The organism is Thermomonas flagellata (genome assembly GCF_022419185.1).
Lineage (GTDB): Bacteria > Pseudomonadota > Gammaproteobacteria > Xanthomonadales > Xanthomonadaceae > Thermomonas > Thermomonas flagellata.
Genome location: NZ_JAJOZK010000002.1, coordinates 146,027 through 159,448, shown reverse-complemented (window position 1 = coordinate 159,448; position 13,422 = coordinate 146,027). Strand labels below are relative to the sequence as shown.

The window sequence follows — 13,422 nt, the reverse complement described above, 5'->3', positions numbered from 1 at the left end:
ATGCGCCGCCGCCTCGCCCGCCTGAGCCTGCTCTTGGCCTGCCTGCCGGCCGCGCTGCCGGCCGCTGCGATCGAAGTGCAGGCGGTGCAGGTCGTCGGCGTGCGCGAGGACGCGATCGCACAGAACATCCGCAGCGCGCTGTCGCTGGTGGAGGCGCAGGGCAAGCCGCTCACCGCGCGCCGCCTGCGCTACCTGCTGCAGCAGGCGCAGGATGAGACCCGGCGCGCGGTGGAACCGTTCGGCTACTACAGCCCGACGGTGCGGATCACGCGCAGCGATGGCGGGCGCATGCCCGGCGACGCCGACGCGCCGGCGGACGCCGAGGCCGACGCCGTACCCGAACCCGACGACACGGCCGCTGACGCAGATCAGGCGCGGATCACCGTCCGCATCGAAGTAAGCCTCGGGCCGCCGGTGCGGGTGCGCCGGGAGACCGTGCGGGTCGAGGGCCCCGGCGGCGAGGATGCCGGCGTGCAGGCGGCGCTGGCGCAGTTCGCGCCGCGGGTCGGGCAGGTGCTGGACCAACCCGCCTACGAGGCCAGCAAGAAGCGGATCGGCGAGGCCCTGCTGCGGCACGGCTATTTCGACGCCGACGCGGTGGTGCACCGGATCGAGGTCACCCGCGCCGAGCAGGCCGCCGACATCGACCTGCGCTGGACCAGCGGCGAGCGCTATCGGCTGGGCGAAGCGCGCTTCGTGCAGACCCCGGCGCCGGCGATCCGCGACCGCGTGCTGCGCAAGCTGGTGAACTGGACCCCCGGTCAGCCCTACGACGCGGCGCGCCTGGAGCGCCTGCGGCGCTCGCTGGCGGGGCTGGACTACTTCGGCCTGATCGGGGTGACTCCGCAGCCGGAGCAGGCGCAGGACCGGCAGGTGCCGGTGCTGGTCGAACTCACCCCGGCCCCGCGCAGCATCTACACGGTGGGCGCCAGCTACGGCACCCTCAGCGGGCCGGGCGTCAACCTCGGGCTGGAGCGGCGCTACCTCAACAGCCTCGGCCACAAGGTGCTGGCGCGGCTGGACTACGCCAAGGAGCGCAAGGTGCTGAGCCTGCAGTACCGGGTGCCGGCGTTCGCCTGGCTGGACGGCTGGTACACCGCCGGCCTGCAGGCGGTCGAGGAGCGCACCGATTCGCTCGACGACCGCCGCCTGGAACTGGTGGCCAGCCGCAGCGGGCAGTACAGCGCGCACCTGAACCTCCTGGCCTCGCTGCACGTGCTGCGCGAGCGCTGGTCGTACCTGACCCTGACCCTGCCGACCGCGACCTGGCGCTACGCCAGCTTCGCCTATCCCTCGCTGCGCGCGGACTACCTCGACGTCGACGACCGCCTGTGGCCGCGGCGCGGGCTGGCCGGGTTCGCCATCCTGCGCGGCGGCCGCGGCGGCATCGACAGCAACCTCAACTTCGCGCAGGTGCACGCACGCCTGCAGTGGTTCCATCCGCTCGGCGGCGACGGCCGCCTGCGCCTGCGCGGCGAGCTCGGGCACACCTTCACCGGTGCCGGCGAAGTGTTGGACCTGCCGCCCAGCCTGCGCTTCTTCGCCGGCGGCGACGGCAGCATCCGCGGCTACGGCTGGCGCGAGGTCGGCCCGCGCATCCGCAACAGCGTCGGCCAGCCCTATCCGCTCGGCGCCGCCAACCTGGTCACCGCCAGCGTCGAGTACGAGCGCTATTTCGCCGGGCCATGGGGCGCGGCAGTGTTCGTGGACACCGGCAGCGCGTTCGACAGCCGCCCGGACCTGCACACCGGCATCGGCATCGGCCTGCGCTGGCGCTCGCCGGTCGGCCCGGTGCGGGTCGATATCGCCCACGGACTGAACCGGCCGGACGCGCCGCTCAGCCTCACCCTCAACATCGGCCCCGACCTGTGAACCAGGATCCCGCCCCCCGCCCGGACACGCCGCCACGCCGCCGCCGGCGCTGGCTGGCCGCCGCCGCCGTCGGCGCGCTGCTGCTGGCGGCTGGCCTCGGCCTGCTGCTGTCCTGGCTGCTGGGCACGGCCAGCGGGCGCGACGCGCTGCTGGCGCAGGTCGTGGCGCGACTGCCGCCGGGCGCGAGCCTGACCTGGCGCGCCGCGGAGGGGCCGCTGGCCGGGCCGCTGCTGCTGCGCGGGGTGCGCCTGACCCTGCCGCGCCCGCGCGATGCCCGCTGCCGGCCGACCCCGCAGGCGCCGTGCGCCACCGGCACCCTGGTGTTCACTGCCGACACCCTGCGCCTGCAGCCGGCGCTGCGCCCGCTGCTCGCGCGCACCCTGCGCCTGCAGGCGCTGGAGGTGCGCGGCGCGCGCCTGCAGCTGCCGCGCGACGACACCCCGTTCGAACTGCCGCGCTGGCCGCAGGTACTGCCGCAGATCGCGCTGCCGCTGACGCTGGAGGCCACGGCGATCCGGATCGAGGATTTGCGCGTGCTGCGCGAGGACGCGCCGCTGCTGCACGTGCGCTCCGCGAGCGGCGCATTGCAGGCCGGCGACGGCTGGCTGCGGGTGCCGCGGCTGCAGGCCGACACCGACCGCGGCCAGTTCCGCCTGCAGGGCGAGTACCGTCCGCGCGAGAACTTCCGCAGCGACCTGGTCGCGACCGCGGTGTTGCCGGCGCCGGCCGGGCACAGCCTGCCGCGGCTGGGGCTGGTGATGCGCGGCGACCTGGCGCGGATGGACGTGGCGCTGGCCGGGCGCCTGCCCGGCCCGACCCGCGCCACCCTGACCCTGCGCGGCGACCCGGCGGCCCCGCGCTGGCAGCTGCGCGCCGACAGCGCCGCGCTCGATCCCGGCCTGCTCGCCGGCGGCGACGCGGGCACGCCGTGGACGCTGGCGCTCAGCGCCGACGGCCGCGGCGGCGCCGCGCGCGTGCAGGGCCGGTTGGCGCAAGGCGCCACGACGCTGGTGCTGCAGCCCTCGCAGCTGCGCCTCGAGGATCAGCGCCTGCAGCTGCAGCCGCTGGTGGTGGACCTGCTCGGCGGGCGGGTGACCGCCCACGGCGAGGCCGACCTGCGCGACCCGGCCGCGGCCCGCGTGCGGCTGGCGCTGAACGCGCGCGGCCTGCGCTGGGCCAGCGCCGACGGCACCACCACGCTGGTCGGCGACGCCGACCTCGGCGTCGCCGGCCGCCTCGACCGCTGGGGCGTGCACGGGCAGGCGCGGCTGCAGCGCGGGCGCGAGCAGGCGGTGGTCGACCTGGACGGCCACGGCGACCGCGACGGGATGCGGATCGCCGCCCTGCAGGCGCGGATGCCGCAGGGCCGGCTGCAGGCGCAGGGCACCCTGGCGTGGGCACCGCGGCTGGCGTGGCAGGCGCAGGCGCAGCTGGACGGCTTCGACCCCGGCTATTTCGTCCCGGACTGGCCGGGCGCGCTGCGCGGCGCGCTGCGCAGCCGCGGGCAGGTGCGCGCCGACGGCCGCCTGCAGGCGGAGGTGGAAGCGCGCCCGTTCGGCGGCCAGCTGCGCCGGCGCCCGCTGTCCGGGCAGGCGTTGCTGGCGATCGACGGCGATGCCTACCGCGGCGAGCTGGCGCTCGCGCTCGGCGCCAGCCGGGTGCAGGCGCGCGGCTCGCTCGCGCAGGCGCTGTCCGTCGATGCCCGCCTCGCGCCGCTGCGGCTGGACGACCTGCTGCCGGGCGGGCACGGCCAGCTCGACGGCCAGCTGCGCCTGCGCGGCACGCGCCGCGCGCCGGAGATCGCGGCCGACCTCAGCGGCCGCGGCCTGGCCTGGCGCGACCTGCGCGCCGAACGCCTTCGCCTGCACGGCGCCCTGCCGTGGGCGCGCGGCGACGGGCGGCTGCAGCTGGACCTGCAGGGGCTGCAGGCGGGGCTTCCGCTGACCGCGCTGCAGGCCGACCTGCGCGGCGCGGTCGAACGGCTGCAGGCGCAGCTCGCGGCCGAGTCCGAGCACGGCCGCGTGCAGCTGCGCGGCCATGCCGCGCGCGGGGCGCGCGGTTGGTCCGGGCAGCTGGAGTCGCTGGCGCTGGCCCCCGCGACCGGCCCGGACTGGAGCCTGCGCGCGCCGGCCGCCTGGCAATGGGACGGCGCGCGCGGCACGCTGGCCCCGGCCTGCCTCGCCGCGCGCGGGGGGGGCGAGCTGTGCGTTTCCGCCGACTGGCCGCGGCAGGGGCTGGGCCTGCAGGGGCAGGCACTGCCGCTGGCGCTGCTGGCGGCCTACCTGCCCGAGCGCGCGCCGGGCGAACCCTGGGCGCTGTCCGGCAGCGCCGACCTGCGCGCCGGCCTGCGCCCCACCGCCACGGGCTGGCGCGGCGAGGCCCGCGTGGTGTCGGCCACCGGCGGCCTGCGTATGCGGCCGCGCGCGCGCCGCGACGTGCTCGGCTACCACGACTTCACATTAGAGGCGACGTTCGACCCGCACCGGCTGCAGGCGATCGCCTATGCCGGTCTGGACGGCAACGGCGCGCTCACCGCGCAGCTGGCCACCGGCTGGGACGCGCAGGCGCCGCTGGACGGCCTGCTGCGGGTGCGCACCGAGGCGCTGACCTTCCTCGAGCTGTTCTCGCCGGACATCGTCGATCCCAGCGGCAGCCTGGACGTCAGCCTGCAGCTGGGCGGCAGCCGCGCACAGCCGCGGCTGGCCGGCGAGGGCCGCCTGCAGCGCTTCGCGGCGGAGGTGCCGGCGCTCGGGATCAGCCTCACCGACGGCGACGTGCAGCTGGATGCGCAGCCCGACGGCAGCGCCCGCATCGACGGCCGGGTGCGCTCCGGCAGCGGCACCCTGACGGTGACCGGCAGCCTCGGCTGGCGCGGCGACGACACCCCGCTGCAGCTGCAGGTCAGCGGGCGCGACGTGCTGCTGGCGGACACCCGCCAGCTGCGCGCGGTGGCCAGTCCCGAGCTGCAGGTGCGCTACCGCAGCGGGCAGCCGCTCACGGTCAGCGGGCGGGTACAGGTGCCGAGCGCGCAGATCCACCTGGAACGGCTGGAGATGGCGGTCACGCCCTCGCCGGACGTGGTGGTGCTGGATCCGGCCGACCCGCGCCAGGCCCCGGCCGCGCCGCTGCGGCTGGACCTCGATCTCGCGCTGGAACTGGGCAAGGACGTGCGCCTGGACGGCTACGGCCTGAAGGGCAGCCTCGCCGGCACCCTGCAGGTGCGCCAGGTGGCCGGCGGCGGGCCGCGCGGCACCGGCGTGCTCGAGGTGGACGGGCGCTACCGCGCCTACGGCCAGGACCTGCAGATCACCCGCGGGCGCCTGCTGTGGGCCAACAGCGACATCGCCGACCCGCGCCTGGACATCCAGGCCGAACGCAGCGTCGGCGACGTCACCGCCGGGATCAAGGTCGAGGGCCTGGCCTCGGCCCCGCAGGCCACGGTGTATTCCGACCCGAGCATGACCCAGTCGGAGACGCTGGCCTACCTGACCCTCGGTCGCCCGCTGCCGAGCCTCTCCAGCAGCGAGCTGCAGCAGGTGGACATGGCGCGCTCGGCGCTGAACGCTGGGGTCGGCCTGCTGACCGCGCAGCTCGGCACCCGCCTCGGCCTGGACGATGCCGGGATCATGCAGTCGCGCGCGCTCGGCGGCGAGGTGCTGGGGGTCGGCAAGTACCTCTCGCCGCGGCTGTACGTCAGCTACGGGGTGGCGATGGTCGGCAACGGCCAGGTGCTGCTGCTGAAGTACCTGCTGCGCAAGGGCTTCGACATCCAGATCGAGTCGAGCACCTTCGAGAACCGCGCCTCGCTCAACTGGCGCAAGGAGAAGTAGCCGCCGCGCTCAGCCGCCCCCGCGTCGGCCCGCGCCGGCGGCGTACAGCCCGCCGGACAGGATCCCGAGCGCCACCGCCAGCCCCAGTCCGACGAGCTGCGCGCTGCCGGACAGCAGCGACAGCGACAGCGCCACTGCCACGCAGCCGCCGATCAGGCACAGGAACGCCCAGCCTTCCATCCGCGCCATCGCCCACCTCCGCGCCCACACCGGTCGCCCCTGCCTACACCCGGCGGATGACGCACGGATGACGCGCCGGCGGTACGCCGGCAACGTCTCTCAGCGCAGCAGTTGCGCGCCCTGCAGGTGCGGCACCCCGGCGCGCACATCCACCCACACCAGCCAGGCGCCGCGCGCGTCCGCGACCAGCTGCGGGCGGCCGCCGGCATGCCCGTGCGCGCGCGTGCGCGCCACCTCCAGCCGTTGCAGGCGGCGCGCCAGGTCCTGGCTGTAGCGGTCCACCAGCACGGTCTGGCCGTCCGCGTCCTCGCGCAGCCAGGCCACCCACACCTGCGCCGGATCCATCGCCACCGCAACCTGGCCCGCGACCGCCGGGCCGCTGTCCACGGTGACCGGCGCGGCGAAGCGGTCGCCGGCATCCGTGCTGCGCGCCAGTCGCACCGCGCGCGTCCCGCCGGCCTCGGTGTACCAGGCGACCACCGCCTGCTCGCCCTGCGCGGCGACCGCCGGGCCGTTCACCGGGCAGGCCTGCACCACCCAGCCGTCGGCATGCACGGTGACCGTGGGCCCCCAGGCCGTGCCGTCGAAGCGGCGCACGCGGATGTCGCGCACGTCGCCGGCGGCATGCCCGCGCCAGGCCAGCAATGCGCCGCGCGCGGTCATCGCCACCGCGGTCTGGCAGCAGTCGCAGGCGTGCGCGTCCAACTCCACCTCCGGCCCGCGCGCGAGGTCCTGGTCGAACACGGTCGCGCGCAGGCGGCTCGCCTGCGCCGCCGGGTCGGCCGATGCGGAGGCGGGCGCGGCCGGCCCGTCCAGCCAGGCCACCCCGAGGCGGTCGCGGCCCACCGGCCACAGCGCGGCGAAGCCGTGCTCGCCGCCGGCGCCGGCATGGTCGATGCGGGTCATCTGCGGCCAGCGCATGCCGCCATCGCGCGAGCGCGCCAGCACCGCGTGGTAGCCGTTGCCCTGGTCCGGATCGGCCTGCAGCCACTGCACCCACAGCGCGCCGTCCGGGGTCGCGCGCAGGTGCGGGATGTCGGCGCCGCTGACCACCAGCGACTGCCCGACCGCGATCGTGCGCGGCTGGCTCTGCCAGCCGGCGTCCGCGTCGTAGGACGCGAACTGCAGCGCATTGCGCCGGCCCGGGGTGCGGTTCATCCACGCCAGCAGCAGGCGGCCGTCCGGCGCGCGGCTGAGCTCCGGGGCCAGCGAGCCGGCCTCGGCCGGCAGCGGCCAGACCTGCGCGCGGTAGTCGCCGTTCGCCGCCGGGGCCGGCGCCGGTGCGCGCTGGCAGGCGGTGAGCGCAAGCAGCAGGGCCAGGCCCGGCAGGCTGGCGCGGACGATGCGGTGCATGGAGCCTCCGGCGGATGCTGGGCGGGTGCTGCGGGGATTCTGCCGCGCCCGCCGGCGCGCGCAAGCCGGGTGCGTCAGGCCGCGCGCTCGCGGCGCGCGCGCTCCAGGTGCACCAGCAGCAGCGCGATCGCCGCCGGCGTCATCCCGGGGATGCGCTGCGCCTGCCCCACGGTCTGCGGCCGCACCTGCTGCAGCTTCTGCAGCACCTCGGCGGACAGCCCGCGCACCTGCGCATAGTCGAAGCCGGCGGGGATCGCGGTCGCCTCGTGGCGCTGCTGGCGGGCGATCTCCTCGCGCTGGCGTGCGAGGTAGCCGGCGTACTTGGCTTCGATCTCGACCTGCTCGGCGACCTTGGGATCGTCCACCGCGGGGCCGAGCGCGGGCACCTGCATCAGCGCGGCGTAGTCCAGCTCCGGCCGCCGCAAGAGGTCCAGCGCGCTGTTCTCGCGGCTGACCTCGATCCCGAGGTGGCGCGCCAGCGCCGCGCCCAGCGCGTTGTTCGGCGCCGCCCACAGCCCGGCCAGGCGCGCGCTCTCGCGCTCCACCGCCTCGCGCTTGCGGCTGAAGCGCTCCCAGCGCAGGTCATCGACCAGTCCCAGCTCGCGCCCGAGTGGCGTCAGCCGGGCGTCGGCATTGTCCTCGCGCAGCTGCAGCCGGTACTCGGCGCGGCTGGTGAACATGCGGTAGGGCTCGGAGGTGCCGTGGGTGATCAGGTCGTCCACCAGCACGCCGAGGTAGGCCTGATCGCGGCGCAGCGTGCACGGCGGCCGGCCCTGCGCATGGCGCGCGGCGTTCACCCCCGCCAGCAGGCCCTGCGCGGCGGCCTCCTCGTAGCCGGTGGTGCCGTTGATCTGGCCGGCGAAGAACAGCCCGGCCACCGCCTTGGTCTCCAGCGAGGCCTTCAGCCCGCGCGGGTCGAAGAAGTCGTATTCGATCGCATACCCGGGGCGGGTGATGTGCGCCTGCGCGAAGCCGCGGATCGAACGCACCAGCTCCAGCTGCACGTCGAACGGCAGCGAGGTGGAAATCCCGTTTGGATAGATCTCGGCCACGCCCAGCCCTTCCGGCTCGACGAAGACCTGGTGGCTGGGCTTGTCGGCGAAGCGCACCACCTTGTCTTCGATCGACGGACAGTAGCGCGGGCCGATGCCCTCGATCTGCCCGGAATACAGCGGGCTGCGATCCAGCGCGGCGCGGATGATTTCATGGGTGCGCTCGCTGGTGTGGGTGATCCAGCAGCTGACCTGCGGCGGATGGTCGGCGGGGCTGCCCAGGAACGACATCACTGGGCGCGGGTCGTCGCCGGGCTGCTCTTCCATCACCGCGTAGTCCAGCGTGCGGCCGTCGATCCGCGGCGGGGTGCCGGTCTTGAGCCGGCCGACCACGAACGGCCCCGCGCGCAGGCGCTGCGCCAGCGTGGTCGCAGGCGGATCGCCCATGCGCCCGGCCGCGTACTGGGTGTCGCCGATGTGGATCTTGCCGGCGAGGAAGGTGCCGGCGGTGAGCACCACCGCCGGCGCATGCAAGCGCAGGCCGGTGTGGGTGACCACCCCGCGCACGGCGTCGCCCTCGATCACGAGGTCGTCCGCCGCGGCCTGGAACACCGCCAGGTTCGGCTGGGTCTCCACCGCGCGGCGGATGAAGGCGCGGTACAGGGCGCGGTCGGCCTGGCAGCGGGTGGCGCGCACCGCCGGGCCCTTGCTGGCGTTGAGCACGCGCCACTGGATGCCGGCGGCGTCCGCGGCGCGCGCCATGATGCCGCCCAGCGCGTCGATCTCCTTCACCAGATGGCCCTTGCCGATCCCGCCGATCGCCGGGTTGCAGCTCATCGCGCCCACGGTCTCGATGCTGTGGGTCAGCAGCAGCGTGCGCGCGCCGGCGCGCGCGGCCGCCAGCGCGGCCTCGGTGCCGGCATGGCCGCCGCCGACCACGATCACCTCGTAGCGGTCGAACGCTGTGCTCATTGGCCCGCCTCCGGACGCGCACACGGCGCCGCGCGCGCGGCGCGGGCGCGGGGCGGACGAGCAGCGGTGGGATGCGGACGCGGGGCCATGCGGCACTCGAGGCGGAGGGACGGGGGGCCCGCCGGGGTCCGGCCGGGACGGCGGCGGGGTTCGGGCATTATCCCGCAGCGCGCGCCGGCGCGATCCCCCAAACTTGGCACGCTTCCTGCGTAACTCCAGGCGGCACCCGGCATGGCACGCCCATGGCGAGGACCGGACTGAACAGGGGCCGGTCGTTGCGCAGGCCGGGGACGCTCGAGGGCCGGATGTCGGGGGACGTCCGGCCCTCATTCTTTCTAACCGACTCCTTCGCCCGACCCGCTCCGGGTTCGCAGGCGGCAGTGCAGGTCCAGACTCAGCCTTTCGGATCGCAGCCACGACCTCGCAGCGCAGTGCCGCGCAGCGCGTCGAGGTGAGAATGAAGGGCCGGCGACCGCGGGGTTGACGGAACAGGGGGGATCCGGGATGCCCCGGTCGGTCGCCGGCTGGAACGCAGCTTACTCGGTTCGGGGCGCGGAGTGACGTTCTGTGTCAGCCGGCCGACCGACGGCATCCGATTCCACGCACTGCGTCACAGTTTGCGGCCATCCCGGACGCGGGAGGTCACTCCTCGGCCGACACCGCCGGATGCGGCACCCGCAGCGGCCGTCCACCGCCCTCGGCGCGCGCCGGCAACCGCGGCGCGGTCATTCGCTCGGGCGTACCGATGCGTTCCGGCATCGGCGCCTGCAGGGCGCGCGGCGGCGGCGCCGGGCGCGGCTCGGGGGCGTTTTCCAGCCGCGGCAGGGCACGCCACGGCGGGCGCCGATCCTGGTCGCTGCCGGTCGCCGGCGGGGACGGCGGGCGGTTGTCGTCGTCATCGCGGCGCGGCGGGTGCGGATGCGGCGGCCGCACGTAGTAGCCATACGGGTAGTAGTAATAGGGCCAACCATAGAACCCCCCCCAGCCCCACGGTCCGTAGTAGCTGCCGAAGCCCAGCCCCCAATAGGGGCCGCCATAGCCGTACTCGTAGCGGTATTCGACCGAGGGGCGACCGTAGTAGTAGTCGCCGCTGCCGGCGCGGTAGCCGTAGTCGGTGGCACAGCCGGCCAGCAGCGCGGCGGCCGCGAGCGGGAGGGCGAGGAAGCGGAGGGGCAGGCGCATGGCGGCGATCCTCGGGTGTTGTCGGCGAGCGTGAGCGCGCCGGATTGAATCCGTGCTTAATCCTGCAGGCCACGCACACGGCCGCTCACCCCGCGTTGCCGGTCATGGCCTTGCGCTAGCATCGCACGGATGCCACCCACTGCCGACCTGCCCTCCCCCGGCGACGTGCTGGACGCCGCTGCGCGCATCGCGGTGCATGCCCACGCCACGCCCGTGCTGCGCTCGCGCGCGCTGGACGAGGCCGCCGATGCCCGCCTGCACTTCAAGGCCGAACACCTGCAGCGCGCCGGCGCGTTCAAGTTCCGCGGCGCCTGCAATGCGGTGTTCGCGCTGGACGAGGCCACCGCCGCGCGCGGCGTGGTGACGCATTCCTCCGGCAACCACGGTGCGGCGCTGGCGCTGGCCGCCCGCCTGCGCGGGATTGCCTGCCACGTGGTGGTGCCGGAGGGCGCGGTGCGTGCCAAGCGGGCGGCGATCGCGCACTACGGCGCGGTGCTGCACCCCTGCGCGCCCACCATCGCCGCGCGCGAGGCCGCCTGCGCCCGGGTGCAGGCCGAGACCGGCGCCCGCGTGGTGCATCCCTACACCGATGCGCGCGTGATCGCGGGCCAGGGCACCGCCGCGCTGGAGTTGCTGCGCGCGGTGCCCGACCTCGACGCCGTGGTCGTGCCGCTGGGCGGCGGCGGGCTGGCCGCCGGGACCGCGCTGGCGCTGCGCGCGCTGGCGCCGGCGTGCGCGCTGTTCCTGGCCGAGCCCGCGGGCGCGGCCGACGGCGCACGTTCGTTCGCGCGCGGCGTGCTCGACCATGAGTTCGTGCCCGATACCGTCTGCGACGGCCTGCGCGGCACCTTGGGCGCGCCCAACTTCGCCCTGCTGCGCGCGGCCGATGCGCGCGTGCTCACGGTGGACGATGCGCGCACCGTCGCCGCGATGCGCCTGCTGTGGACGCGCACCAAGCAGCTGGTGGAACCCTCGTCGGCGATCGCGCTGGCGGCGGTGCTGGCGCATCCGGCGCTGTTCGCCGGGCGCCGGGTCGGGATCGTGCTCTCGGGTGGCAACGTCGACCTCGACGCCGTGCCGGCCCTGTTCGCCCTTGCAGGAGAGGCCGCATGAAGATCGATGGCAACCGCGCGCACGACCGCGCGATCGAACGGGTCCTGTCCTACTACGCCGCGTTCAACCGCGGCGACTGGGACGGCATGCTGGCGCTGCTGGCGGACGATGTGGTGCACGACCTCAACCAGGGCCCGCGCGAGACCGGCAAGCCGGCGTTCGCGGCCTTCCTGCAGCGGATGGCGCGCTGCTACCGCGAGCAGCTGCGCGAGGTGGTGGTGCTGGCCAGCGAGGACGGCACCCGCGCCGCGGCCGAGTACGTGGTGCACGGGCAGTACCTGCAGACCGATGCCGGGCTGCCGGAGGCGCGCGGGCAGGCCTACGTACTGCCGGGCGGGGCGTTCTTCGCCCTGCGCGAGGGACGCATCGCGCGGGTGACCAACTACTACAACCTCGACGCCTGGCGGGCGCAGGTGCGCTGAGGCGCCATGGCCGCCTGGCTGCGCCGGCCCGCGGTCGCCATCGCGCTGCTGGCGCTGCTGCTGGCCCTGCTGGGGCTGGGCTGGCGCGGCATCTGGGATCCGGACGAGGGCCGCTACACCAACGTCGCGCTGAACATGCTGGCCAGCGGCGACTGGCTGAACCCGCACCGCAGCCACGAGGTCGGGCACTGGACCAAGCCGCCGCTGACCTACTGGGTGCTGGCGGCCAGCCTCGGCAGCCTCGGCCACAGCGCGTTCGCCGCGCGCCTGCCCTCGGCGCTGGCCTACCTGCTGCTGGTGTGGCTGGCCTGGCGCAGCGCGCGCCGGCTGGTGCCCGGCGGCGAGGCGATGGCGGCGCTGGCCTATGCCAGCATGCTGCTGCCGTTCGCCAGCTCGCAGCTGGTCACCACCGATCCGCTGCTGGCCGCCTGTCAGGGCGTGGCCATGCACGCCTTCGTCGAAGCCCGGTTCGGGGCGCGCGCGGTCAAGCGCTGGCTGTTGCTGATGTGGGCGGCGTTCGCGCTGGCGTTCCTGACCAAGGGCCCGCCCGGGCTGCTGCCGCTGCTGGCGGTGCTCGCGTTCCAGTGGCTGGGGCCGGGCCCGCACCGGCACCGGGTGTTCACCCTGGCCGGGCTGGCGGTGTTCCTGCTGCTGGCGCTGCCGTGGTACGTCGCGGTGGTGCTGGGCAATCCCGGCCTGCTCGACTACTTCCTCGGCGACGAGGTGTACCGGCGGATCGCGACCGACCACTTCGGCCGCCACGGCGAGTGGTACGGCTGGCTGAAGGTGTACCTGCCGACCCTGCTGCTCGGCAGCCTGCCGTGGACGCCCTGGCTGTGGCCGTGGCTGCGGGCGCTGCCGGCGGCGGTGCGGCGCTGGCGTGACCCGGCCACGCGTGCCGCCGATGCGCCGCTGCTGCTGCTGACGCTGTGGGTGCTGCTGCCGCTGCTGGTGTTCTGCCTCGCGCGCTCGCGCCTGCCGCTGTACCTGCTGCCGCTGTTCCTGCCGCTGGCGCTGCTGGTCGCCCGCCAGCGCGTGCAGGCCGGGCGCGGGCTGCCGCACTGGGGCTGGATCGCGGCCTGGGCCGCGCTGCTGCTGGGGCTGAAACTGGCCGCGGCGCGCCTGGACAGCGACAAGGATGCCGCCGCCTGGGCCGAGGCGATCCGCGCGCGCGCGCCGGGGCCGGTCACCGAGGTCAACGCGATCGACGACCTGCCGCGCTACGGCCTGCACCTGGAGCTGGGCGTGCAGGTCGAGCGGGTCTCGCTGCATCCACGGCCGGACGCGCCGCCGATCAACCCGGAGTACGACAAGGACGTGCTGCGCGAGCTGGCCGAGCGCGAGACGGGCGTGGTCTGGCACACCCCGCAGGAGCACTTGCCCGCCGTGCAGGCCTACCTGCAGGCGCACGGCCACCGGGTACAGGTGCTCGGCGCGCCCTACCGCGACCGGGTGTTCCTGCGGATCGAGCCGGTCGCAGCGGCGGCGACCGCGGGCGAGTGAGCG

At 75.5% G+C, this 13,422-nt stretch carries 9 protein-coding genes; 5 read left to right on the top strand and 4 right to left on the bottom strand.

What is annotated here, in order from left to right:
• Together ML340_RS02910 and ML340_RS02905 are read left to right on the top strand one after the other, a co-directional pair.
• Positions 1-1,872: an autotransporter assembly complex protein TamA gene (locus ML340_RS02910; RefSeq protein WP_240096490.1), complete on the top strand. Its 1,872-nt coding sequence runs from the start codon at positions 1-3 to the stop codon at positions 1,870-1,872.
• On the top strand, positions 1,869-5,702 hold the full coding sequence (locus ML340_RS02905; protein WP_240096488.1) for a translocation/assembly module TamB domain-containing protein: 3,834 nt from the start codon (positions 1,869-1,871) through the stop codon (positions 5,700-5,702). The genes ML340_RS02910 and ML340_RS02905 overlap by 4 nt, the downstream gene beginning before the upstream one ends.
• Positions 5,703-5,711: 9 nt before the next feature.
• Here ML340_RS02905 and ML340_RS02900 read toward each other — a convergent pair whose 3' ends face one another.
• The 4 genes from ML340_RS02900 to ML340_RS02885 form a co-directional block, all read right to left on the bottom strand.
• Positions 5,712-5,891 (bottom strand): hypothetical protein, encoded by a 180-nt coding sequence (locus ML340_RS02900; protein WP_240096486.1) that lies wholly within the window; start codon positions 5,889-5,891, stop codon positions 5,712-5,714.
• 90 nt (positions 5,892-5,981) lie between these two features.
• Entirely contained in the window at positions 5,982-7,235 is a 1,254-nt protein-coding gene (locus tag ML340_RS02895; protein ID WP_240096484.1) for a sialidase family protein, read from the bottom strand.
• 74 nt (positions 7,236-7,309) lie between these two features.
• A complete protein-coding gene (gene mnmG, locus ML340_RS02890; RefSeq protein ID WP_240096482.1) occupies positions 7,310-9,199 on the bottom strand; it encodes a tRNA uridine-5-carboxymethylaminomethyl(34) synthesis enzyme MnmG in 1,890 nt (629 codons plus the stop codon).
• Between the two features lie 642 nt (positions 9,200-9,841).
• Entirely contained in the window at positions 9,842-10,381 is a 540-nt protein-coding gene (locus ML340_RS02885) for a hypothetical protein (RefSeq protein WP_240096480.1), read from the bottom strand.
• A 129-nt stretch (positions 10,382-10,510) separates the two neighbouring features.
• Here ML340_RS02885 and ML340_RS02880 point away from each other — a divergent pair, with 129 nt between their 5' ends.
• The 3 genes from ML340_RS02880 to ML340_RS02870 are packed head-to-tail and all read left to right on the top strand — an operon-like array spanning position 10,511 to position 13,419.
• The gene (locus ML340_RS02880; RefSeq protein ID WP_240096478.1) at positions 10,511-11,494 is read left to right on the top strand and encodes a pyridoxal-phosphate dependent enzyme; all 984 of its coding nucleotides are present in this window, start codon (positions 10,511-10,513) and stop codon (positions 11,492-11,494) included.
• Positions 11,491-11,916: a ketosteroid isomerase-related protein gene (locus ML340_RS02875; RefSeq protein WP_240096476.1), complete on the top strand. Its 426-nt coding sequence runs from the start codon at positions 11,491-11,493 to the stop codon at positions 11,914-11,916. The genes ML340_RS02880 and ML340_RS02875 overlap by 4 nt, the downstream gene beginning before the upstream one ends.
• A gap of 6 nt (positions 11,917-11,922) precedes the next feature.
• Positions 11,923-13,419: an ArnT family glycosyltransferase gene (locus tag ML340_RS02870; protein ID WP_240096474.1), complete on the top strand. Its 1,497-nt coding sequence runs from the start codon at positions 11,923-11,925 to the stop codon at positions 13,417-13,419.
• Positions 13,420-13,422: the final 3 nt, after the last annotated feature.

Excerpts from the sequence above, each read along its gene's own strand:
- ML340_RS02910 (WP_240096490.1), top strand. The coding sequence starts at position 1 with ATGCGCCGCCGCCTCGCCCGCCTGAGCCTGCTCTTGGCCTGCCTGCCG.
- ML340_RS02900 (WP_240096486.1), bottom strand. The coding sequence starts at position 5,891 with ATGGCGCGGATGGAAGGCTGGGCGTTCCTGTGCCTGATCGGCGGCTGC.
- ML340_RS02895 (WP_240096484.1), bottom strand. The coding sequence starts at position 7,235 with ATGCACCGCATCGTCCGCGCCAGCCTGCCGGGCCTGGCCCTGCTGCTT.
- mnmG (WP_240096482.1), bottom strand. The coding sequence starts at position 9,199 with ATGAGCACAGCGTTCGACCGCTACGAGGTGATCGTGGTCGGCGGCGGC.
- ML340_RS02885 (WP_240096480.1), bottom strand. The coding sequence starts at position 10,381 with ATGCGCCTGCCCCTCCGCTTCCTCGCCCTCCCGCTCGCGGCCGCCGCG.
- ML340_RS02880 (WP_240096478.1), top strand. The coding sequence starts at position 10,511 with ATGCCACCCACTGCCGACCTGCCCTCCCCCGGCGACGTGCTGGACGCC.
- ML340_RS02875 (WP_240096476.1), top strand. The coding sequence starts at position 11,491 with ATGAAGATCGATGGCAACCGCGCGCACGACCGCGCGATCGAACGGGTC.
- ML340_RS02870 (WP_240096474.1), top strand. The coding sequence starts at position 11,923 with ATGGCCGCCTGGCTGCGCCGGCCCGCGGTCGCCATCGCGCTGCTGGCG.